The 23,755-nt window shown below is 37.7% G+C and carries 22 protein-coding genes; all 22 read left to right on the top strand.

What is annotated here, in order from left to right:
- The first annotated feature begins 21 nt into the window (after nucleotides 1–21).
- Nucleotides 22–255, top strand: coding sequence for an acyl carrier protein (gene acpP / locus K9B36_RS01660; RefSeq protein WP_223700264.1), 234 nt, complete (start codon nucleotides 22–24; stop codon nucleotides 253–255).
- Nucleotides 256–1,045: 790 nt separating this feature from the next.
- On the top strand, nucleotides 1,046–1,783 hold the full coding sequence (gene rnc, locus K9B36_RS01655) for a ribonuclease III (protein ID WP_317889847.1): 738 nt from the start codon (nucleotides 1,046–1,048) through the stop codon (nucleotides 1,781–1,783).
- Nucleotides 1,784–1,867: 84 nt separating this feature from the next.
- Nucleotides 1,868–5,434 carry a chromosome segregation protein SMC gene (smc, locus tag K9B36_RS01650; RefSeq protein ID WP_223700263.1) on the top strand — a complete coding sequence of 1,189 codons (3,567 nt, stop codon included), beginning with the start codon at nucleotides 1,868–1,870 and terminating at the stop codon, nucleotides 5,432–5,434.
- A 53-nt stretch (nucleotides 5,435–5,487) separates the two neighbouring features.
- Nucleotides 5,488–6,480, top strand: a complete 993-nt coding sequence (gene ftsY / locus K9B36_RS01645) for a signal recognition particle-docking protein FtsY (RefSeq protein WP_223700262.1) — start codon at nucleotides 5,488–5,490, stop codon at nucleotides 6,478–6,480.
- A gap of 177 nt (nucleotides 6,481–6,657) precedes the next feature.
- Entirely contained in the window at nucleotides 6,658–6,987 is a 330-nt protein-coding gene (locus tag K9B36_RS01640) for a putative DNA-binding protein (RefSeq protein ID WP_223700261.1), read from the top strand.
- A 12-nt stretch (nucleotides 6,988–6,999) separates the two neighbouring features.
- Nucleotides 7,000–8,346: a signal recognition particle protein gene (gene ffh / locus K9B36_RS01635; protein ID WP_223700260.1), complete on the top strand. Its 1,347-nt coding sequence runs from the start codon at nucleotides 7,000–7,002 to the stop codon at nucleotides 8,344–8,346.
- A gap of 117 nt (nucleotides 8,347–8,463) precedes the next feature.
- Nucleotides 8,464–8,736, top strand: coding sequence for a 30S ribosomal protein S16 (gene rpsP / locus K9B36_RS01630; protein WP_223700259.1), 273 nt, complete (start codon nucleotides 8,464–8,466; stop codon nucleotides 8,734–8,736).
- An 8-nt stretch (nucleotides 8,737–8,744) separates the two neighbouring features.
- Complete coding sequence (locus tag K9B36_RS01625; protein ID WP_223700258.1) at nucleotides 8,745–8,975, top strand: KH domain-containing protein; 231 nt, start codon at nucleotides 8,745–8,747, stop codon at nucleotides 8,973–8,975.
- Between the two features lie 121 nt (nucleotides 8,976–9,096).
- Nucleotides 9,097–9,615 (top strand): ribosome maturation factor RimM, encoded by a 519-nt coding sequence (rimM, locus tag K9B36_RS01620; protein WP_223700257.1) that lies wholly within the window; start codon nucleotides 9,097–9,099, stop codon nucleotides 9,613–9,615.
- Between the two features lies 1 nt (nucleotide 9,616).
- Nucleotides 9,617–10,363 (top strand): tRNA (guanosine(37)-N1)-methyltransferase TrmD, encoded by a 747-nt coding sequence (trmD, locus tag K9B36_RS01615; protein ID WP_223700256.1) that lies wholly within the window; start codon nucleotides 9,617–9,619, stop codon nucleotides 10,361–10,363.
- 120 nt (nucleotides 10,364–10,483) lie between these two features.
- Nucleotides 10,484–10,828 carry a 50S ribosomal protein L19 gene (gene rplS, locus K9B36_RS01610; protein WP_223700255.1) on the top strand — a complete coding sequence of 115 codons (345 nt, stop codon included), beginning with the start codon at nucleotides 10,484–10,486 and terminating at the stop codon, nucleotides 10,826–10,828.
- A gap of 262 nt (nucleotides 10,829–11,090) precedes the next feature.
- The gene (gene lepB, locus K9B36_RS01605) at nucleotides 11,091–11,642 is read left to right on the top strand and encodes a signal peptidase I (RefSeq protein WP_223700254.1); all 552 of its coding nucleotides are present in this window, start codon (nucleotides 11,091–11,093) and stop codon (nucleotides 11,640–11,642) included.
- Nucleotides 11,643–11,673: 31 nt separating this feature from the next.
- Nucleotides 11,674–12,531 carry a ribosome biogenesis GTPase YlqF gene (gene ylqF, locus K9B36_RS01600; protein ID WP_223700253.1) on the top strand — a complete coding sequence of 286 codons (858 nt, stop codon included), beginning with the start codon at nucleotides 11,674–11,676 and terminating at the stop codon, nucleotides 12,529–12,531.
- Between the two features lie 257 nt (nucleotides 12,532–12,788).
- Complete coding sequence (locus K9B36_RS01595) at nucleotides 12,789–13,562, top strand: ribonuclease HII (RefSeq protein ID WP_223700252.1); 774 nt, start codon at nucleotides 12,789–12,791, stop codon at nucleotides 13,560–13,562.
- Nucleotides 13,563–13,578: 16 nt separating this feature from the next.
- Entirely contained in the window at nucleotides 13,579–14,874 is a 1,296-nt protein-coding gene (locus K9B36_RS01590; protein ID WP_223700251.1) for a hypothetical protein, read from the top strand.
- On the top strand, nucleotides 14,871–15,164 hold the full coding sequence (locus tag K9B36_RS01585; protein ID WP_223700250.1) for an EscU/YscU/HrcU family type III secretion system export apparatus switch protein: 294 nt from the start codon (nucleotides 14,871–14,873) through the stop codon (nucleotides 15,162–15,164). The genes K9B36_RS01590 and K9B36_RS01585 overlap by 4 nt, the downstream gene beginning before the upstream one ends.
- Nucleotides 15,165–15,599: 435 nt before the next feature.
- Nucleotides 15,600–16,760, top strand: a complete 1,161-nt coding sequence (gene sucC, locus K9B36_RS01580; RefSeq protein ID WP_223700249.1) for an ADP-forming succinate--CoA ligase subunit beta — start codon at nucleotides 15,600–15,602, stop codon at nucleotides 16,758–16,760.
- Between the two features lie 18 nt (nucleotides 16,761–16,778).
- Nucleotides 16,779–17,681, top strand: coding sequence for a succinate--CoA ligase subunit alpha (gene sucD / locus K9B36_RS01575; RefSeq protein ID WP_223700248.1), 903 nt, complete (start codon nucleotides 16,779–16,781; stop codon nucleotides 17,679–17,681).
- A gap of 91 nt (nucleotides 17,682–17,772) precedes the next feature.
- On the top strand, nucleotides 17,773–18,642 hold the full coding sequence (gene dprA / locus K9B36_RS01570; RefSeq protein WP_223700247.1) for a DNA-processing protein DprA: 870 nt from the start codon (nucleotides 17,773–17,775) through the stop codon (nucleotides 18,640–18,642).
- Nucleotides 18,643–19,230: 588 nt separating this feature from the next.
- Nucleotides 19,231–21,309: a type I DNA topoisomerase gene (gene topA, locus K9B36_RS01565; RefSeq protein WP_223700246.1), complete on the top strand. Its 2,079-nt coding sequence runs from the start codon at nucleotides 19,231–19,233 to the stop codon at nucleotides 21,307–21,309.
- A gap of 159 nt (nucleotides 21,310–21,468) precedes the next feature.
- Nucleotides 21,469–22,782 carry an FADH(2)-oxidizing methylenetetrahydrofolate--tRNA-(uracil(54)-C(5))-methyltransferase TrmFO gene (gene trmFO, locus K9B36_RS01560; RefSeq protein ID WP_223700245.1) on the top strand — a complete coding sequence of 438 codons (1,314 nt, stop codon included), beginning with the start codon at nucleotides 21,469–21,471 and terminating at the stop codon, nucleotides 22,780–22,782.
- A 54-nt stretch (nucleotides 22,783–22,836) separates the two neighbouring features.
- Entirely contained in the window at nucleotides 22,837–23,745 is a 909-nt protein-coding gene (xerC, locus tag K9B36_RS01555) for a tyrosine recombinase XerC (protein ID WP_223700244.1), read from the top strand.
- The last annotated feature ends 10 nt before the right edge of the window (nucleotides 23,746–23,755 follow it).

The following is a 23,755-nucleotide window of genomic DNA, read 5'->3' as shown; positions in this document are numbered from 1 at the left end:
TTTTGAGGGGAGGTGAAAGTTATGGCAGATATTTTAGAGCGTGTAACAAAGATCGTTGTAGATCGATTAGGTGTTGATGAGTCTGAAGTGAATCTTGATTCTAAATTTAAAGATGATTTAGGTGCAGATTCTTTGGATGTAGTTGAACTAGTAATGGAACTAGAAGATGAGTTTGATTTGGAAATTTCAGATGATGAGGCTGAGAACATTACAACAGTTGCAGATGTGGTTAACTACATAAAAGCAAACCAATAAGGCTTCGTTATTGCAAGTCCCACTTAAAAGTGGGGCTTTTATTTTTGGTTTGGGCTGCTCTTTTAATTGTCGGGGAAGTGTCGGAGCCTCCTTGGCTAACGTATGCGCCTATCGTTTCGAACAATATTAAGTGCACCACCCTGTGGATTAGAGTAGCCGGGGGGATAACAAAGGGGAGGTAGCACTGAGACCTCTCATAATAAAAGTGTTTTTAAATACTCTTGGAAAAAACTTAAAAGCACCATCGATTCAAGGTGCCCCTAGCTGTTGTTCGGAACGAAAGGCGGAGACTCCAGCGGGAGGTAGCGCTTAGGGAAGACCCCGCAGGCGTTAGCCGAGGAGGCTTCCCAAGCGCCCCGCGGACGCGAAGCCTTTCGTGGAGATCAACAGCGGTCGAAAAAGCCTACTCCTATATATTGAACTTTGGGAAGGAGGCTACTTCAATCCAGGAATCCATCTAAAACATAGACGCTATTAACATCCAAGTCTCTAAAAAGGGTTTTGGATTGAGTGGCCACCTTTTTTAATTACACATTAAACGACTACGCCTATAGTGATCGATTTTGCTTGTAACAACTTACTCAGGTGCAACTGCCCGTGAGTAATTAGCGTAGTAAGAATATTTTAATTTTAGTGTAGAATAAATAATTTCACATAAAAAAGAGAAAATGGTGTAAGATGCTATTTGTAACTTAATAAATCTTTGTTAAAATAGTGATGTTATACATCTTTCCCCTTAGAAGTTCGCATTTTTCTTGGAGAAAGAAGATTGTATGTTGGAGGCCCCTTTATGACAAGAAATAAAAGTCGAATAAATGAAAAACAAAATGAGATGATCGGAAAGAAATTTCAACAGCTACAAGAGGAATTAAATATAAACTTTCAAAATGATAAATTGTTATATCAAGCTTTTACCCATTCATCCTATGTGAATGAGCATCGTAGGAAGCCATATGAGGATAATGAAAGGTTAGAATTTTTAGGAGATGCCGTATTAGAGTTAACGGTTTCCCAATTTCTTTATAAAAAATTCCCGATGATGAGCGAAGGACAATTAACGAAACTTCGTGCATCCATTGTATGTGAACCATCCTTGGTTTCTTTTGCAGATGAACTTTCCTTTGGGACCTACGTATTGCTTGGAAAAGGAGAAGAGCTGACGGGTGGTCGAGCTAGACCTGCGTTACTGGCAGACGTATTTGAAGCCTTTATTGGAGCCTTATATTTAGATCTCGGCTTACCAGCAGTCTTTTCATTTTTAGAAAAATACGTTTATCCAAAGATAAATGAAGGTGCTTTTTCTCATGTGATGGATTATAAAAGTCAATTACAAGAGTTGATTCAGCGAAATGCTCTTGGTGTAATTGAATACGAAGTGCTCGAAGAAAAAGGACCTGCGCATAACAGAGAATTTGTTTCAAGAGTATCCTTGAATAAAGAAGCACTTGGAACTGGTATCGGCCGGTCGAAAAAAGAAGCAGAACAACAGGCTGCACAATTCGCTTTAGAACAACTAAAGAAAAAATAGGGAAGAGAGGGCGGTCCTATAGTGCCTGGTATCGGCCAAGGATCGCCTTCTTTCCTCGTTTACATAAAACAGAGGTGAAGTGGAATGTACCTCAAACGATTAGAAGTTGTAGGATTTAAGTCGTTTGCAGAAAAAATATCCGTAGATTTTGTGCCAGGTGTAACAGCAGTGGTGGGTCCAAATGGAAGCGGAAAAAGTAATATAATCGATGCGGTCAGATGGGTATTAGGGGAGCAATCCGCTAAATCTTTGCGTGGCACAAAAATGGAAGATATCATTTTTGCAGGAAGCGATAGCAGAAAAGCAGTAAATGTTGCTGAAGTTACCTTAACCTTAGATAATAGCAATCGTATCTTACCGATAGACTACATGGAAGTAAGTGTAACAAGACGAGCGTTTCGTTCAGGCGATAGTGAGTTTTTGATAAACAAGCAAACATGCCGATTAAAAGACATTGTGGATCTGTTTATCGATTCCGGCCTCGGAAAAGAAGCTTTCTCTATTATTAGTCAAGGAAAAGTAGAAGAGATTTTAAGCAGTAAAGCAGAAGAACGCCGTAGAATATTTGAAGAGGCTGCTGGTGTACTGAAATATAAGTCCCGAAAAAAGAAAGCAGAAGGAAAGTTGTGGGATACCCAAGAAAATCTTAACAGGGTATCTGATATTTTACATGAGTTAGAAGGTCAAGTAGAGCCTTTAAAAATCCAGGCTTCCATTGCAAAGGATTATTTAGAAAAAAAAGAAGAGCTAGAACAAATCGAAGTAGGAGTTACGGTTTACGAAATTGAAGAACTGCATCATAAATGGGAGAAAAATAAAAAAGAGGTACAAGAAAGTACCGAAAAAGAAATGACGCTTTCTACGGAACTGAACTCAAAAGAAGCAGCACTTGAAAAATTCAAAGACCAGGTTGCAGCGTTGGATGAATCGGTTGATTCCCTTCAACAAGCTCTTTTAGTAGCGAGCTCAGAATTAGAAAAGCTAGAAGGTAGAAAAGAAGTGCTGAAGGAGCGCAAGAAAAATGCATCAGCAAATCGAACTCAATTGGAAAAGACATCGGTAGAGCTAGAGCAGTTTCTTCAAACACATAAAGAAAAATTGACACAAGAACATGTGGTGTTAAATTCTTTGCATCAGGAGCTAATTTTAACAGAACAGCAACTTAAGGAAAAACAAGCGATACATGAACAGCTTGATCAAAACATTGAAGAGAAAATTGATACACTTAAAAGTGAATATATTGACCTTTTAAACAAACAAGCAACTGTTAGAAATGAACTTTCTTACTTAGAACAGCAAGAAAAACAAGAGAAGTTAAAGATAGATAGACTTGATGATGGAAACTTAAAGTATGTTACAAAACGAAAAGAAACAAAACAAAAGAGAGAAGCAGTTGAAGAAGAACAAAAGCGTCTCCAAACTGAATTAAATCAAACCGTTGATGCATACCGTAAAGAGCAGGCAACCTTAGAACAATACAAACAATCCTATCAAAAGAAAGAAACAACCCTGTATCAAGCGTACCAGTTTTTACAACAAACAAGGTCACGTAAAGAAATGCTTGAAACGATGCAAGGGGACTTTGCGGGCTTTTTCCAAGGCGTTAAGGAGATTCTTAAGGCAAGAGATGAGAATAGATTAGCAGGCATAAATGGGGCAGTAGCGGAGCTTATTCAAGTAGAACAGGAAGTAGAAACAGCAATAGAGATTGCTCTAGGAAGTGCTACTCAGCATATTGTGGTCGAGAATGAGCACAGTGCACGAACAGCCATTCAATATTTGAAGAAAAACGGTTATGGTAGGGCGACCTTTTTACCGTTGTCGGTTATGAAGCCAAGATTATTATCAGATTACCAGTTAAGCCAGATAAGTGGACATGACGCATTTGTGGGCATCGCAGCTTCCCTTGTAACCTTTAATCAGACGTATAGTAATATAATTCAAAACCTATTAGGTTCTATCATTATTGCGAAAGATTTAAAAGGTGCCAATGAGCTCGCAGGAATACTACAACACCGCTACCGCATTGTTACGTTAGAGGGGGATGTTGTTAACCCTGGTGGTTCCATGACAGGAGGAGCAGTAAAACAAAAATCCAATAGCCTGTTAAGTCGTGGTCGAGAACTAGAAACGATTGCAGCAAAGTTAGAAGAGATGGAAGGTAAGACAGCACTTCTAGAAGAACAGGTGAAGTTGTTAAAACAAAAAATAACAGATAAAGAAACTCAAGTTCAAAGCTTAAAAGACTCGGGGGAAGATCTTCGTTATAAAGAGCAGAAGGCGCAGAGCCAACTTCGTGAAGTGGAGCTTGAAGAGAAAAATGTAAATGAACATTTAAGTTTGTATGATTATGAAAAACAACAACTAACCTCTTCTATCAAGCAAGGGGTTGAGCGTAAAGAGAAACTTACAATCGACTTGAAAACAGTAGGAACCTATATTGTGGAGTTAGATAAGGAAATTGCTCAACTCCAAATAAAGAAAACTGAACAGCATACGTCCAAAGAAACTGTTCAGAATGAACTAACTCAGTTGAAGATCGATTATGCTAGCAAAAAAGAGAGGCTGCATAACCAATCCGAAAAAGTTGGAATCATTACGCAAGAAATTGATCAATCTCAAGAAAAGCTAACAGAAATTCAAGAAGATCTTGCACTCCTGCAAGGTGAGATGAATAATAACTCTTCTGGAGAGAAGCAATTGGAAATAGCTGCACAGGAAAAACTGCAGGATAAAAATACAACCATGCAGCTTATCGCGCAAAGACGTGCTCAAAGGTTAAGTTTCTATGAAAAGGTAGAAAATGAAGAACAAGAACTAAAAGAGATAAAACGTCAATATAAACAACTTACAGATATTTTAAAAGCGGAAGAAGTTAAATTAAATCGCTTAGATGTGGAGCTTGATAATAGACTTCATCATTTAAGGGAAGAGTATATGCTGTCATTTGAAGCCGCCAAAGAGGAGTATCCTCTTGAGATGGAAATAGATGAGGCAAGAAAGAAACTTAAACTTATTAAGCTAGCAATTGAGGAATTAGGTACCGTGAATATTGCTGCAATTGAGGAATATGACCGTGTAAGTGAGCGATATCTTTTCTTAAAAGTCCAAAAAGAGGATCTCCAAGAAGCAAAAGATACACTCTATCAAGTGATCGGTGAAATGGACGAGGAAATGAAAAAACGATTTGAAAAGACATTCACCAACATCCGTGCTCATTTTCATGATGTTTTCCGGTCTCTCTTTGGGGGAGGCCGTGCAGATTTAGTTTTAACCGATCCAAGTGACATGCTTAATACAGGGGTCGATATAGTAGCTCAACCTCCAGGCAAAAAACTGCAAAACTTAGGTTTATTATCAGGAGGAGAAAGAGCATTAACTGCAATAGCTCTATTATTTTCTATTTTAAAAGTAAAACCTGTACCATTTTGTATACTTGATGAAGTGGAAGCGGCACTTGATGAAGCGAATGTTCATCGCTTTGCACAATATTTAAAACAATTTAGTAAAGACACCCAGTTTATTGTTATTACTCATCGTAAAGGAACGATGGAGTTCAGCGATGTTTTGTATGGTGTAACAATGCAAGAATCCGGTGTTTCAAAGCTTGTTAGTGTAAGACTTGAAGAGTCAAAAGAACTTGTAAAATAATTTCATATTGTTGCGAAAAATGCCAAAATACTTGATAGAGAGGATTGAAAAAAATGAGCTTTTTTAAAAAATTAAAAGAGAAGATAACAATGCAAACAGAGACGGCCTCTGAGAAATTTAAAGACGGCTTAACAAAAACAAGAGATTCTTTTTCGGGTAAAGTGAACGATTTAGTTGCCCGTTATCGGAAAGTGGACGAGGATTTCTTTGAAGAACTGGAAGAGATATTAATAGGTGCAGATGTTGGTGTCAATACCGTAATGGAATTAATTGATGAGTTAAGAATGGAAGTAAAACGCCGTAACATTCAGGATCCACGCCAAGTACAAAGTGTGATCTCAGAAAAACTTGTCGACATATACGAGGAAGCTGGTGACGTTTCACCTTCCATCAATATGCAAGTGGACGGGTTGACTGTTATTTTAGTGGTGGGAGTAAATGGTGTTGGAAAAACTACCTCCATCGGAAAAATTGCCAATAAACTTAAACAGGATGGAAAAAGTGTGCTACTTGCTGCTGGTGATACATTTCGCGCCGGTGCTATAGAGCAGCTAGAGGTATGGGGAGAGCGAGTCGGAGTTGATGTAATCAAGCAATCTTCTGGATCAGATCCCGCAGCTGTCATGTATGACGCACTACAAGCTGCAAAAGCTCGTAAAGTAGATGTCTTGCTATGTGATACAGCAGGACGACTCCAAAACAAGGTGAACTTGATGAAGGAGCTTGAAAAGGTAAAACGCGTGATAGAACGCGAAGTGCCTGGTGCACCACATGAAGTATTATTAGTTCTAGATGCAACCACAGGTCAAAACGCACTGAGCCAAGCAAAAATATTCTCTGAAGCCACAAATGTTTCAGGTATTGTGTTAACCAAACTAGATGGAACTGCAAAGGGTGGAATTGTTCTAGCAATCCGCAACGAGTTGAAAATTCCGGTTAAATTTGTTGGATTAGGTGAAAAAGTAGATGACCTACAGGTGTTTAATGCTGAACAGTATGTATATGGTCTTTTTGCAGATATGATGGAAAAAGAGGAAAAAGCATGATGGAAGAGCTGCCTATTTTAAGGTAGCTTTTTTAACAGGCTAGCCCTGTTTAAGATGAGAATTGCTTTAAAATCAAGAATGAATACAGTGACAAGAAAAAAACTTGACATTACTTTTGGAACTCTGTAAAATAATTCATTATAAAGGCATTTCACTTAACAAGGGAGAGTGAGTAAGATGCTTGAAAAAACAACGAGAATGAATTATCTGTATGATTTCTACCAATCGTTGTTGACACCAAAGCAACGAAGTTATATGGCTTTGTATTACCTTGAAGATAACTCCCTTGGTGAGATAGCAGAGGAATATAACATAAGTCGTCAAGCGGTGTATGACAACATTAAACGTACCGATCATATGCTTGAACAATATGAAGAAAAACTTTTGTTATTTCAAAAGTTTCAAGAGCGGCAAAAGTTGATTGAACAGTTAAGAGAGACACTTTTGACAGAACAGTCGAAAGAAGAACTTCTGACGCTTATTGAGTCGCTTGAGAAATTAGATTAGGGGGCGGCATACATGGCATTTGAAGGTTTAGCCGACCGTTTGCAAAATACGATCCAGAAGATTCGCGGAAAAGGGAAGGTAAGTGAACAAGACGTTAAAGAAATGATGCGTGAGGTTCGACTGGCTTTACTTGAAGCGGATGTAAACTTCAAAGTAGTGAAAGACTTTGTAAAACGTGTAAATGAACGTGCAATTGGACAAGAAGTCATGAAAAGTCTTACACCCGGACAGCAAGTCATTAAAGTGGTAAAAGAGGAACTTACTAATTTAATGGGTGGGGAACAAAGCAAGATTGCGGTGAGCAACCGACCTCCTACTGTTATTATGATGGTTGGACTTCAGGGTGCCGGTAAGACAACCACAACTGGTAAGCTTGCTAATTTATTGCGAAAAAAACATAATCGAAAACCACTCCTTGTTGCGGCAGATATTTATCGTCCTGCGGCAATCAAACAGCTTGAAACGCTGGGAAAACAACTGAGTATGCCTGTTTTCTCCCTTGGAGATCAGGTTAGTCCTGTAGAAATTGCAAAACAAGCCATCCAAAAGGCGAAAGATGAGCATCACGATTATGTGCTTATTGATACAGCTGGTCGCTTGCATGTTGATGAAACCCTTATGGATGAGCTAAAACAGGTAAAAGAGATTTCTAAACCAGATGAGATTTTTCTTGTAGTAGATGCAATGACCGGTCAAGATGCTGTTAATGTTGCCGAAAGCTTCAATGAACAGCTAGGTTTAACGGGTGTTGTATTGACAAAACTAGACGGAGACACTCGTGGTGGGGCTGCACTTTCTGTTAAGGCAGTAACGAATACTCCTATCAAGTATGTAGGTATGGGAGAAAAGTTAGATGCTATCGAGGCTTTTCATCCTGAACGTATGGCTTCTCGTATTCTTGGTATGGGCGATGTGTTAACTCTTATTGAGAAAGCGCAATCGAATGTAGACGAAGATAAGGCAAAAGAGCTTGAGCAAAAGATGCGTACGATGAATTTTACGTTTGATGATTTCCTAGAGCAATTAGGTCAGGTAAGAAGTATGGGACCACTCGATGAAATTTTAGGGATGATCCCTGGTGCCAACAAGATGAAGGGCCTAAAGAATGTTCAGGTAGACGAAAAACAGATCGGTCATGTGGAAGCTGTTATTAAATCCATGACTAAAGCAGAAAAAGAAAATCCAGATCTTATTAATGCTAGCCGTAAAAAACGGATAGCTAAAGGAAGCGGTCGTCCTATTCAGGAAGTAAACCGTTTGCTTAAACAATTCGAAGAGATGAAAAAAATGATGAAGCAAATGACAAGCATGACTAAAGGAAAAGGCAAAAAAGGCGGCTTTAAATTACCTTTCATGTAATAAAACTAAATCATTTTTTCTCTTATAAATGAAGTGACAAGAAAAAACACTTTACAAACTTTAAACAACAGGTTATCATACTATCTTGTGTGAAATATTTTCGGAGGTGCTTTAAAAATGGCAGTTAAAATTCGTTTAAAACGTATGGGTTCAAACAAATCCCCATTCTATCGTATCGTAGTAGCAGATTCTCGTTCTCCTCGTGATGGACGTTTTATTGAAACAGTTGGAACTTACAATCCTGTAACTCAACCAGCTGAAGTAAAAATCAATGAAGACCTAGCTTTAAAATGGTTACAAGATGGTGCTAAACCTTCTGATACAGTTCGTAACCTTTTCTCTAAAGAAGGCATTATGGAAAAATACCACAATGCTAAGTTAAGCAAATAAGAGAAATAATGACAGAACTGATTAAAACAATTGTGACGTCGTTGGTAGATCATCCAGACAAAGTCGTTGTAGCGGAAAAAGAAACAGGTAATGCTGTCACGTATCAACTATCTGTACATCAAGATGATTTAGGGAAAGTGATTGGTAAACAGGGAAGAATTGCAAAAGCGATTCGTTCAGTATTGTTCGCTGCAGCCTCTCACGAAAATAAACGAGTGCAATTAGAAATACTGGAGTAGAGGGAGGCTTTCTAGCTTCCCTTTTTCCTGTTTTAGAAGAGGTTTTCTATTTCTTTTTTAAAATCTCAATTAAGGGTAAAATAGAATTACATATGTGAAAGTGCAAGGGGGTTGCCGTAAAATGTTGCGATGGTTTAATGTGGGGAAATTAGTGAACACCCACGGTATTAAAGGTGAAGTAAGAATTGTATCAAGAACAGACTTTCCAGAAGAACGTTATAAAAAAGGAAATCGACTATATCTATTTATGCCGGACCAAAAGGAGCCTATTGAGGTTGTTGTAGAAACGAGAAGAGTCCATAAATCTTTTGATTTATTAACTTTCGAAGGCTACTATAATGTAAACCAAGTTGAAAAACTTAAAGGAGCGATCGTAAAAGTTCCTGAAGACCAACTGGGGGATCTTGACGAAGGTGAATACTATTTTCACGAAATAGTAGGGTGTAAGGTGTTGCTGCAAGAAAACATGGAAGTTCTTGGTACCGTTAAAGAAGTCCTTACTCCAGGTGCAAATGATGTCTGGGTTGTTCAACCAACAAAAGGAAAAGATATTCTCATACCTTATATTGATTCAGTCGTAAAAAAAGTAGATGTTAAAGAAAAAACAATCATAATTGAGCCACTTGAAGGGCTGTTTTAATATGAAAATAGATATACTATCTATTTTTCCTGAAATGTTCACCGGAGTTCTGGAATCCTCCATTTTGAAAAAAGCGTCTGACAAGGGTGCAGTTGAATACAATGTCACCGATTTTCGTGATTTTGCTTCTAACAAGCATAAAACGGTCGATGATTATCCTTATGGTGGAGGTGCAGGGATGGTCCTGAAGGCTCAACCGATATTTGATGCCGTAGAGAGTCTCACAGCCTCAAACAAGTCATTAAAGCCGAGAGTAGTCCTGATGTGTCCCCAAGGAGAACGGTACACACAAAAGAAAGCAGAGGAGCTTGCAAAAGAGGAGCACCTGATTTTTATTTGTGGTCATTATGAGGGGTATGATGAACGAATTAGAGAACATATAGTGACAGATGAAATCTCTATTGGTGACTACGTTCTAACCGGTGGAGAATTAGCTTCTATGGTAATCGTAGATAGTGTAGTACGTTTGTTGCCGGATGTATTAGGGAAAGTGGAATCTCATGAACAGGACTCTTTTAGTACGGGATTACTAGAGCACCCGCATTATACAAGACCTTCTGATTTCAGAGGCATAAAAGTTCCCGATGTTTTATTGTCAGGAAACCATGCAAATATTGAAAAATGGCGCTCAAAAGAAATGCTTAGGAGAACATGGGAAAGAAGACCAGACCTATTGGAGTCATTTTCTCTTACTAAAGAACAGGAAGAATGGTTAAAGGAATTTAAAAAACAGGACGAGAGATATTGATTTTTTAGCGACGTTATGCTATGATACTCTTTGTGACTTAGCTATTGCTATGTCTTAAAACGGTGTTCCGCTGCATCCCAAAGTATGGTATGAGCATCTGTGGAAAAGGAGTAGAAAACTATGCAAAAATTAATTCAAGAAATTACGCAAGAGCAGTTAAAGACAGACCTTCCGACTTTCCGTCCTGGAGACACTGTACGCGTACACGTTAAGGTTGTAGAGGGAACACGTGAACGTATTCAGATGTTTGAAGGTGTAGTTATTAAACGTCGTGGCGGCGGTATTAGCGAAACATTTACAGTTCGTAAGATCTCTTACGGTGTAGGTGTAGAGCGTGCATTCCCAGTTCACTCTCCAAAGGTTGAGGGAATTGATGTATTGCGTCGTGGTAAAGTACGTCGTGCTAAACTTTATTATCTACGTGCATTACGTGGTAAAAAAGCGCGTATTAAAGAAATTCGATAAAAAGGGAGAGCTTGGAAACAAGCTCTTTTTTTTTACCTTTTAAGAGAAAACTGTTTTCCCATTAATTGTAGGCATTTGTGTAAGCTGGTACAATCCATAACAATTTTTGTGAATAATAAAATATATAACATATTTAAATCAAACCGGTTACTTGCTTATTAGTTTTCTCATGCCTATAAGAAGGTATATAATAGAAGATACATAAATACATATATTTTCTAGAGAACAGACAAACACTAACTGATAGTAGCGGAGGAATAATATGGCACGATCAAAAAATGAGATCTTCGAATGGGTAAAAGCACTGGCGATTGCCATTCTTTTGGCAGCTGGTATTCGATACTTCTTCTTTGCTCCAATTGTGGTAGACGGGGAATCCATGATGCCTACCCTTCACAGTCAGGATAGAATGATTGTGAACAAAATCGGCTATAAAATTGGAGAGCCAGAAAGATTCGATATCGTTGTTTTTCATGCAACCGTCGAAAAGGACTATATTAAACGCGTAATAGGGCTGCCAGGTGATGAAATTGAATATCGTGATGATACTCTTTATATTAATGGGGATGCTTATGAAGAACCGTATTTGGATTCATACAAAGAAGAAATGGCAGATGGCAAATGGACTGAAGATTTTACTCTAGAAGAAATTACCGGTTCAAAATATGTTCCTGACGGTCACTTATTCGTCATGGGAGATAACCGGAGATATAGCAGAGATGGACGGCATATTGGTACAATTGAACAAGACGAGGTGTTAGGCAAAGCGAATATTGTTTATTGGCCATTGCCCGATATAAGAATGGTTAAATAAACAGGTTATGGATTACAGGAGGCAATAGTTTATGACAATTCAGTGGTTCCCGGGACATATGGCAAAAGCCCGGAGGCAAGTAACAGAAAAGCTCAAATTGATTGATATCGTATTTGAGCTTGTAGATGCGCGGATTCCGCTTTCATCGCGTAATCCGATGATTGACGAGATTATATCCAACAAACCACGCATTATTCTTTTAAATAAAGCGGATATGGCAGATCCAAGAATTACAAAACAATGGCTTGAATATTTTAATTCAAAAGGCAGTACAACAAAGGCAATAGCAATTGATTCTCAAGAGGGAAAAGGCATTCAGCAAATTTCTGTTCTTTCAAAAGAGCTTTTGAAGGAAAAATTTGATAAAATGCAATCCCGTGGAATTAGACCAAGAGCAATTCGTGCCTTAATTGTTGGTATTCCGAATGTTGGGAAATCTACGCTTATTAATCGGTTGGCAAAGAAAAACATTGCTCAAACGGGAGACAGGCCAGGGATAACGAAAGCGCAGCAATGGGTAAAGGTTGGAAAAGAACTGGAGCTCTTGGACACGCCAGGTATTTTGTGGCCAAAGTTTGAAGACCAAGAAGTAGGATATCGGTTAGCGACAACCGGGGCGATTAAAGATACCATTATAGTACTTCAAGATATTGCCGTATTTGCGTTGCGGTTTCTAACGAAGCACTATCCTGAACAGTTGAAAAAGCGCTACAATCTTGACGAAATCCCTGAGGAGATTGTTGAATTATTTGATGCTATCGGCTCTAAGCGTGGTTGCATGATGAGTGGCGGATACATTGATTATGACAAAACTGCCGAATTAATTATTAGGGAAATTCGATCAGAAAAACTTGGCAAATTAAGTTTTGAGTCACCAGAACAACAATAAGAGGCTGGCAATTTATTGCAGCCTCTTTCATTTATCCTATGGCTGTTTTCCCATGTATTTTTGCTATTACGTAAGTGGGTACCACCAGTTACAAATCGTTGCAGTTGGCTCTTTTCAAAAAAATTCACAAATTGCTCTTAATCTTGAGTGAAAAGGATAGTAAAAAATCCAGGTACCGATTTTTTACGGACTTAGAGCAACAACCTTAAGAGAAGAGCCTATCATAAAGATAATATTATAAATGTGAGGTAAACCCGATGAAGAATCAACCGATAAAAGAATTAGAACCTCTTTTAATGGGAATTGAAAGTAAAGAAGACCCATTGTTAATCCAATTAAGAAAGGATGAACGCAAAGGGGTTAAGGATCTCATAAGCCGGTGGGAACGAAAAAAGGATCATGAGCTGCTTTTACATCATCAATTTGAAGAGATGTTACATTATGAAAGAAATCTATATATTAAAGGCTACAACTATATTGCAGGAGTAGATGAAGTGGGGAGAGGGCCGCTTGCTGGACCGGTTGTTGCAGCAGCAGTCATTCTTCCTGAAAACTTCTATTTGCCAGGCTTAACAGATTCTAAGAAGCTAAGTGCTTCAAAACGCGCCAGCTTTAATCAATACATTAAAGAGCATGCTATTAGCTATGGAATTGGAGTAATAGATTCAGAGACAATTGATAAAATAAATATTTACGAAGCAACTAAGATCGCTATGCTTCTAGCGATCGAGAGCCTTTCGGTAAAGCCGGATTATTTATTAATCGATGCCATGAAATTAAACATCAGTGTGGAACAGTCCTCAATTATTAAAGGGGATTCAGCAAGCATTTCTATTGCAGCAAGCTCAGTGCTTGCAAAAGAAACACGTGATACCTATATGAAAAAACTCAGTTTAGAGTATCCCTCATATGGTTTTGATAAAAACATGGGATATGGAACAAAGGAACATTTAGAAGCAATTAAAAGCCTTGGGATTATGAAAGAACATCGTCACTCTTTCTCTCCTATAAAAGAAATGGTAGTAAGCTAATAAAGGGGAATGACATATGAATATTTGGCAGATGATACATCAAAGAATACCAGAAAATTTGATGTCTAATTTAAATAATAAACTATTGCCAAAACTCCCTGAAACATTTCAGGCAAAAGTAACAGAGCGGTTACCTGGAGAATTGTATATCATAAAAAAGGGAACAACCTCTATCTCAGCTAAAATAACTGATGAGGTTACAGTAGGAAACGATTATGTTTTTAGAAGAAATGCCAAAGCGGATGGGATCGTTCTAACAATTGAGAAGACAGAGCACCTAAAAGCAAATACGCATAGTTCTCTAATGTCCAATAAGACCGGAGAGAGTGGAATGACATTATCCACAACTCAAAGGTTAGAGAGGTTTATAGAGGAATCTAGTGTAAAAATTTCAAATAATGAGTTGCAAGAATTAGTTAAAAACATCGAAAAACAAAAAGGCGTACAAAAAGAACTAGCACTAGAACTTACAAAATTTTTAGTTATTCGGCAAGCCCAAGCACCGCTCTCCATTCCGAATAACGTAAATATCTTACTTTCAGGTTTTCTTACAGATAAAACAATGGCTACCATAGTGGAAGAAGTTAAAGTGCTCCTACCTCCACAGGAAGCGTCTAGGCCGGAAATAAACAAATTGAGAGAGTTGTTGGAGGGGCTGACGAGACAAACCCCCTTATCCTCCAAACAAGAAACCGTGTTATTCTTAAAAAATCTGATTACTAATTTGGGTTTAAACTATGAAAAAGGTTTAGCTCAAAGTCTTATACCTCCATCAGCTCTTCAACTAGAGCAATTAAAGCCTCTTTTATTACAGTTAGCACATGTCGCAAGTAATATAGAGGACAGGGCAAACATCTCTCAGCTTGTTTCTAAGTTAACTGGATTTCAGCTTCTAAGCAGAGAAGAAGGTTCATTCCAACATTTTTTCCTTCCAATACCAGTTCAACTCGAACAGGAGAGTAAGGAATGGTATGCTCAAATAACCTCCAAAAAGAAAAAAAGTGAAATGGTCGATCCAGAATACTGCAGAATAGTTCTATATATTGACTTGCCTATCTTTTCCTCTACGATCATCGATTTGTTTGTTCAGCAAAAGGTTATTACAATGGGTTTTCATCATTCCTATCCACCATTGGAACGACTGTTGGAAGCAAGCATACCTATGCTAAAAAATACACTTTTGGAAAAAGGTTATACACTATCTACTGTTAAAATCACAGCTGAAGAAAGAGAATCGAAGGAAGAAATGTCCCTGCATTTCTTTCAAAAGATTTTAAACCGCAAAGAGGAAGGGGTGGATATTCGTATATGAAACCTTTTGAGGATTCTTTTTCCCTAAGAAAAAAAGCTGTCGCCCTCTCCTATGATAAATCAAAACAAGCGGCACCCATTGTAAGCGCTAAAGGTAAAGGTCTAGTTGCTGAAAACATTATTCAAGAAGCAATAAAACATAGAATTCCAATACAAGAAGATCCTGCTCTTATTGAGATGCTATTGGAGCTTGAATTAAATAAATCTATACCTGAGGAATTATACGAAATTATTGCTGAGGTTCTTTCTTTCGTTTATAAGCTTCATGAAAAAGAAAAGGAAAATCAATAAAATGTAAATGATATAATCTGTTAAACATCTAAGTTAATTGTTTGAACGCTGATTGCGCTTCGAATGGGACTTTTATAAGGCTTCCAAAGCCTAGTAAGGGGATTCCCTTACTAGAAGTACTAGCTTCCTAAGGCGTAGTTGAGGAGGCGCAAGCACCGCCCTGTGAAGCGTACCCTTTAGCGGAAAGCAACAACGGTGCTTAACAAAGTCAAGGTATTAGAAGGTTTTCTACTATAGGAAATTATTTGAATAATCTGTAAAAACATCAAAGAAAACTCTCTCTAGTAACAATTATGGTGTGTCAACTATTAATTTTTTGAAAATAGTATAATATTTTTGCAGAAAGGTAGACATTTCTGCTTCCTTTTAATAAAATGAAAGCGCAGTCTACTTTTTGAAAATTTTTTTGCTATACATAAGATTGGAGGATGGGAAATGAATATCCATGAATATCAAGGAAAAGAGATCCTCAGAAGCTACGGGGTTGCTGTTCCGAACGGCCGTGTAGCATTTACTGTAGAAGAGGCAGTAGAAGCAGCCAAAGAATTAGGAACGAAGGTTTGTGTAGTAAAAGCACAAATCCACGCAGGTGGCCGTGGTAAAGCTGGCGGAGTTAAGGTTGCCAAGAGTATAGATGAAGTTCGCGAATATGCGAATGAAATCTTAGGAAAAACATTAATTACTCATCAAACAGGCCCAGAAGGTAAGGAAGTTAAGCGCTTACTTATCGAGGAAGGTTGCGATATTAAAAAAGAGTACTATGTTGGTTTAGTTTTAGACCGTGCAACCTCACGTGTTGTGTTAATGGCATCTGAAGAGGGTGGAACTGAAATTGAAGAAGTGGCAGAAAACACGCCTGAAAAAATCTTCAAAGAAGTAGTGGATCCTGTTGTAGGTTTAACTGGATTCCAAGCCCGCCGTATCGCTTTTAATATCAATATTCCAAAAGAATTGGTAGGACAGGCTGTTAAATTTATGATGAGCCTTTACACAGCTTTTGTTGAAAAAGACTGCTCGATTGCTGAAATTAATCCACTCGTAGTTACAGGCGATGGAAAAGTTATGGCACTTGATGCTAAGTTGAATTTCGATGCAAATGCATTATATCGCCAAAAAGATATTGTGGAGTACCGTGATTTAGAGGAAGAAGATGCAAAAGAAATTGAAGCATCTAAATATGACTTAAGTTATATTTCACTTGATGGGAACATCGGTTGTATGGTTAATGGTGCCGGTCTTGCAATGGCAACAATGGATATCATCAAACATTACAGCGGCGACCCTGCTAACTTCCTTGATGTTGGAGGCGGAGCAACAGCGGAGAAAGTAACGGAAGCTTTCAAAATTATTTTGTCCGATGATAAAGTTAAAGGGATTTTTGTTAACATCTTCGGTGGAATTATGAAATGTGATATCATCGCAACTGGTGTAGTAGAAGCTGCGAAGCAAATTGGTTTAAAAGTTCCTCTTGTAGTTCGTCTTGAAGGAACAAACGTAGATTTAGGAAAACAAATCTTACGTGAGTCTGGTTTAAACATTGTAGCAGCAGAGTCTATGGCTGACGGTGCACAAAAAATCGTAGCACAAGTAGGATAAGAAAGGCAGGGGACATTCATGAGCGTATTTGTTAATAAAGATACGAAAGTAATTGTACAAGGTATTACAGGATCAACTGCCCTATTCCATACGAAGCAAATGCTAGAATATGGCACAAGCATCGTTGCAGGGGTAACACCAGGCAAGGGTGGTACCGAAGTGGAAGGAGTACCTGTATACAATACAGTAGAGGAAGCTGTAAAAGCTACAGGTGCGAATGCGTCTGTTATTTATGTTCCAGCACCATTTGCAGCAGATGCAATTATGGAAGCAGTTGACTCTGAATTAGACATCGCTATTTGTATTACAGAGCACATACCTGTTTTAGACATGGTAAAAGTAAAACGCTATATGGAAGGGAAAAAGACTCGTCTAGTTGGTCCAAACTGCCCTGGCGTTATTACTCCTGGAGAATGTAAGATTGGTATCATGCCTGGTTATATTCACACAAAAGGTCATGTTGGAGTGGTATCTCGTTCTGGAACACTAACATATGAAGCTGTACATCAACTGTCTCAAGAAGGCATCGGACAATCCACAGCAGTTGGAATTGGTGGAGATCCTGTTAACGGTACGGACTTTATTGATGTTTTAAAAGCATTCAATGATGACGAAGATACGTATGCTGTAATTATGATTGGTGAAATCGGAGGAACTGCTGAAGAAGAAGCAGCTCTTTGGGTAAAAGAAAACATGACGAAACCTGTTGTAGGATTTATCGGCGGACGTACGGCACCTCCAGGAAAGCGTATGGGCCATGCTGGTGCGATCATTTCCGGAGGTAAGGGTACAGCAGATGAAAAGATCCGTGTGATGAATGAGTGCGGCATTGAAGTTGCAGAGACTCCTTCTGTAATGGGTGAAACACTAATTAAAGTAATAAAAGAACAAGGAATTTTTGATAAATGTAAAACACATTAATTGCTTTTGATTGTCTTATAGGAATAGTCAGCGTGGCTATTCCTATTTCTTGTATATTTCTTTAATCAAACAACAGAAAGGTTGTGTTTCAATGGAACCATGGAGAAAGAGATTAATTGCTCTGCATCATTGTCCATATCTCAATGACTCTTCCTTATTACTTCTATTAAAAAGAGATCCAGAACTAGATAAAATCGATAAGTACACTCCAAGTCAGCTTTCTACAATATTAAAAGCTCCTATTAATAAAACCAGTAATATCCTCTCTTTTATGAAAAACCTTCAACTAGAAAATCTCCTGTCAAAATATAATGAAAATCACATAAGAATAATCTCCCTTTTTGATGAAAGTTATCCAAAGCTTTTAAAGGAAATTTACGATCCACCACTAATACTGTATACAAAAGGTGATTACAAGCTTTTACAAAGCAGAATGCTAGGTGTTGTTGGAACGAGAGAAGTAACAGAATATGGACAAAAATCACTTTCCATGATAATACCTCAACTGGTTAAAGAGGGATTTACAACTGTAAGCGGACTAGCGAGAGGAGTCGATACACTAGCCCATAAGAATACGATAGAAAACAAAGGAAAAACAATTGCTGTTCTCGGTAGTGGGATACTGCAGATATACCCAAAAGAAAATCAATTTCTAGCAAACACTATCTCTTCGGACCACCTCTTATTATCAGAATATCCCCCATTTACCGCTCCAAAGAAATGGCACTTCCCAAAAAGAAATAGAATCATAAGCGGCCTAAGTGAAGGGGTAGTAATTATAGAAGCCAAAGAAAAGAGCGGTTCTTTAATAACAGCCGATCAGGCTATTGAACAAGGAAGAGAAGTTTTTGCGGTTCCTGGATCAATTCTCTGTTCATCATCAAGGGGAACGAATTCTCTTATTCAACAAGGCGCAAAATTAGTAACAAGTGTGGCAGATATAATAGAAGAGCTACGCTGACTTTCTCTTCTGTAAAGGCATATTTTAGATATATTTTTATAATTTATTTATGTTTTCACTTTACAAATCACTATATGTCTATATTATTATAGGGTACAACGATATTACTTTGTTGTACTTTTTTAATTTATATAATTATTTAAAACACCGTGTTGGATTTCCGAAGCTGTGCAATCATTTGTCAGAACCAATACTAGCTCTAATCATTCAAAACTCTTTAACTGTTGCTTCAACATAGTGCTTAAGGCACAAAAAAGTGTACAAAGATTTAAGTGAGCAGATTAGTAATGTATGAAATAGGTAAAAACTGACTACATAATAAGATAGAAATATAAGTTATCGAGTTGAAACCAATCTATTTAAAGTGAAATTAGTGTAAGACTATTAAAGATAAAAACTTTAAGTTGTTTGACAAACCATTGGAAAATATTTAATAATGGTGAAGATTTAATATTTACACAATAATAAATAGAAACCCTAAAAAGGATTATTATACAAATTTAAAAGTGGTTGCTAAAAACTTTGAGAAAACAAAGGCAAATTGCTTATTTTTTTCTAAGAATTTACCCTCTTGAGGAGGATTATTAAATGTCAGATTACTTAGTGATAGTGGAATCACCTGCAAAAGCAAAAACTATTGAACGCTATTTGGGTAAAAAATATAAAGTAAAAGCATCCATGGGACATATTCGGGATCTGCCGAAAAGTCAAATGGGCGTAGATGTTGAAAATGATTTTGAACCTAGATACATAACCATTCGCGGAAAAGGACCAGTTTTAAAAGAACTAAAAACGGCCGCCAAAAAAGCAAAGAAAATTTTTCTCGCAGCTGACCCGGATCGTGAAGGAGAAGCGATTGCTTGGCATTTGGCGCATAGTTTAAATGTAGACATCCATTCGGACTGCCGTGTAGTTTTTAATGAAATAACAAAAGATGCAATAAAAGAGTCGTTTAAACACCCAAGGGCAATAGATCTAGATGTTGTGGATGCACAACAAGCCAGAAGGATCTTAGACCGACTTGTAGGATACAATATTAGTCCATTGTTATGGAAAAAAGTAAAAAAAGGATTAAGCGCTGGTCGTGTACAATCAGTTGCCGTTCGTTTAATTATAGACAGGGAAAAAGAAATACTGGCATATGTACCAGAAGAATACTGGACAATAAAAGGTTCATTCATCACCAATGATTCAAAAGAATTTGAAGGCAGTTTTTATGGTGTAGATGGGAAGAAGACTGATTTAAGTTCAGAAGATGACGTGAAAAATATTTTAGGAAAATTAAAAGGAAATGCTTTTGAGGTAAAAAGTGTTACAAAGAAAGAGCGTAAGCGTAATCCTGCATTACCATTCATTACCTCATCTCTACAGCAGGAGGCAGCACGAAAATTAAATTTCCGAGCCAAGAAGACCATGATGCTTGCTCAGCAATTGTACGAAGGGATAGAGCTTGGTAAAGAAGGAACTGTTGGTTTAATCACTTATATGCGTACAGATTCTACTCGTATTTCTGATACTGCAAAGAACGAAGCTTCTGAGTATATAATGAAAAATTACGGCAAAGACTTTCTTTCAGCTGAAAAGAAAAAAGATACAAAAAATGCTAAAACGCAAGATGCTCACGAAGCAATTCGTCCAACATCTACAATAAAAGACCCACAATCCATTAAACAATTTTTATCCCGCGACCAATTTAGACTTTATAAATTAATTTGGGAACGATTTGTAGCCAGTCAAATGGCATCAGCGATTTTAGACACGGTTAGTATAGATCTGCATCAACAAAATATCATTTTCCGTTCCACAGGATCAACAGTTAAATTTCAAGGATTTATGAAGGTTTATGTGGAAGGGAATGATGATCAACAAGAAGAGAAAGAGAATCTTCTGCCACCTTTGGAAAAGGGAGATAACGTTTTTTCTAAAGACGTAGATCCGAAGCAGCACTTTACACAGCCGCCACCAAGGTACACGGAGGCAAGACTTGTTCGGACTCTTGAGGAACTAGGAATAGGAAGACCTTCTACCTACGCACCTACACTGGATACCATTCAGAAGCGCGGCTATGTTTCTCTAGATAACAAGCGATTTGTTCCTACAGAACTTGGGGAAATTGTCCTCCAGCTAATATTGGAATTTTTCCCTGAGATCATCGATGTAGAATTTACTGCGAACTTAGAGACAAATTTAGATAACGTGGAAGAAGGAAAAGTTAACTGGGTTAATATTATTGATGGGTTTTATCACGGTTTTTCAAAAAGGTTAGAAAAAGCAGAGCTTGAAATGCAGGAAATCGAAATTAAAGATGAACCTGCAGGTGAAGACTGTGAGCTCTGTGATCATGAAATGGTATTTAAAATGGGACGATATGGGAAATTTATGGCCTGTTCCAATTTTCCGGACTGCCGTAATACGAAACCAATTGTTAAAGACATCGGTGTACCTTGTCCTAAATGTGAAAAAGGCAATATTGTGGAAAGAAAAAGCAAGAAGAAACGTATCTTCTTTGGATGTGACCAATATCCTTCATGTGATTTCCTCTCATGGGATAAACCAATTGCAAGAAAGTGTCCTAAATGTGAATCATTATTAGTGGAGAAGAAGCTTAAAAAGGGTAATCAAGTTCAGTGTGTGGAATGTGATTACAAGGAAGAGCAGCAGGCATAAGGAAAAAAAGGGTCTGACACCTAAACTTTTTTGCGTCAGCCCCTTTTCCTTTGTTATAGTATTTTTTTAGGGTTGTTTTCGCTTATTGATGGACCAATAAAGTAAAGTAATGAGATATTTAAAAATAGTAGTCTGTAAAAGATTTGGAGGAACTTTGCAATGAGTACAAAAGTAGTAAATGTAATTGGGGCAGGTCTAGCAGGTAGTGAAGCTGCATGGCAGCTAGCGAATAAAGGTATACGAGTTCATTTATACGAGATGAGACCAGTTAAACAAACTCCGGCCCATCATACAGATAAATTTGCCGAATTAGTATGTTCTAATTCTTTAAGAGCAAATAATCTTACAAATGCAGTTGGAGTGTTAAAGGAAGAAATGCGCATACTTAATTCGGTTATAATTAAATCTGCTGATGAATGTGCTGTCCCTGCTGGTGGAGCATTAGCTGTAGATCGTCATGAGTTTGCCGCAAATGTGACCGAACGGGTGAAGAACCATCCGCTAGTAACAGTGTTTCAAGAAGAGGTAGAAATGATACCAGAAGGACCGACTATTATTGCTACAGGACCTTTAACTTCTAAAAGCTTATCAGATCAACTAAGATCATTAACAGGGGAAGAGTATTTGTATTTCTATGATGCAGCAGCTCCTATCTTAGAAAAAGACAGCATAAATATGGATATTGTTTATCTGAAGTCGAGATATGATAAAGGGGAAGCAGCCTATTTAAATTGTCCTATGACCGAAGAGCAATTTAATACCTTTTATGAAGCATTAGTAGCTGCGGAGACGGTTCCGCTAAAGGAATTTGAGAAAGAGATTTTCTTTGAAGGTTGTATGCCAATTGAAGTGATGGCCAATCGCGGGAAAAAGACTATGTTGTTTGGACCTTTAAAGCCAGTTGGATTAGAAGATCCTAAAACAGATAAACGTCCTTATGCCGTTGTACAGCTCCGTCAGGATGACGCAGCAGGAACTTTGTATAATATTGTTGGTTTTCAGACACATTTAAAATGGGGCCCTCAAAAAGATGTGATACGATTAATACCTGGCTTAGAAAATGCAGAAATTGTCCGATATGGCGTGATGCACCGGAACACATTCATTAACTCACCTAATTTGTTAAAAGCAACTTATCAGTTTAAGGCTCGTGACGATCTTTTCTTTGCTGGTCAAATGACTGGTGTAGAAGGGTATGTAGAATCAGCTGCATCCGGCCTAATAGCTGGTATAAACGCTGCCAGATTAGTAAATGGAGAAGAACCTTTAGAGTTTCCAAAAGAATCTGCTATTGGAAGTATGTCTCACTATATCACAGCTACCAGCTCAAAGAATTTTCAGCCAATGAATGCTAATTTTGGTCTTTTCCCTGATTTACCTACAAAAATAAAAAATAAACAGGAAAGAAATGAAGCATATGCTAGGAGAGCGTTGGAAACAATTCAGAATTTTGTAAAAAGTGAATTAAATTAATTGCAAGGGCTACTAAATTATGATAATATTTAGTAGCCCTTGTGAGGTGAGAAAATGCCAAATGTTAAGATTCCGTTAAATTCTTTTCTAGAATATTTACAAATTGAGAAAAATTATTCAAAATATACTATTGCGTACTATCAAAAAGATATTGAAGATTTTTTTGATTTCATGAAAGAAGAAGCGATTACTAACATACATGAAATCACTCATACAGAAGCACGTTTGTACTTAACGTTATTGCATAAGAAGAAATACGCTAGAAGGTCTGTTGCTAGAAAAACTTCCAGCCTTAGAAGTTTTTTTAAATATTTGAGTAGAGAGGAAAAGATTACTAACAATCCTTTTTCCGTCGTTTCTCTACCAAAGCAAGTGAAGCATTTGCCTCAGTTCTTATATAGTGAAGAATTAGAGAAACTATTTGCTGTATCTAGTAGAGATACGCCTCTTGGGCAAAGAAACCAGGTCCTGCTTGAGCTGCTTTATGCAACAGGCATTCGAGTTAGTGAATGCTGTGACATTAAACTGCAAGATATTGATTTTAACCTTGGAACCATTCTGATTAACGGAAAAGGAAACAAACAAAGGTATGTACCGTTTGGAAGCTTTGCTCAAGAAGCGATGGAGTATTATTTAAAAGATGGTCGTGAGGCACTTTTGAAAAAGTCAAAACAACCTGCTTCTTCTAAGCATCTATTCTTGAATTATCTTGGTGAACCGATTACTCCGCGTGGTGTAAGAATGGTGTTAAACGAGTTAGTGAAACAAGCCAGTTCAACTTTACATATTAGTCCCCATGTATTACGCCATACATTTGCAACACATATGTTAAACGAAGGTGCAGATTTAAGGGTTGTACAAGAATTATTAGGTCATGCAAGTCTCTCATCCACCCAACTTTACACACATGTGACGAAAGAACGTCTACAACAAACTTACAATCAATTTCATCCTCGTGCATGAGGAAGGAACA

It is taken from the genome of Sutcliffiella deserti, assembly GCF_020037475.1.
GTDB classification, from domain to species: domain Bacteria; phylum Bacillota; class Bacilli; order Bacillales; family Bacillaceae_I; genus Sutcliffiella_A; species Sutcliffiella_A deserti.
The sequence above is the reverse complement of the archived record's forward strand: the minus strand, read 5'-3'. Positions and strand labels throughout refer to the sequence as shown.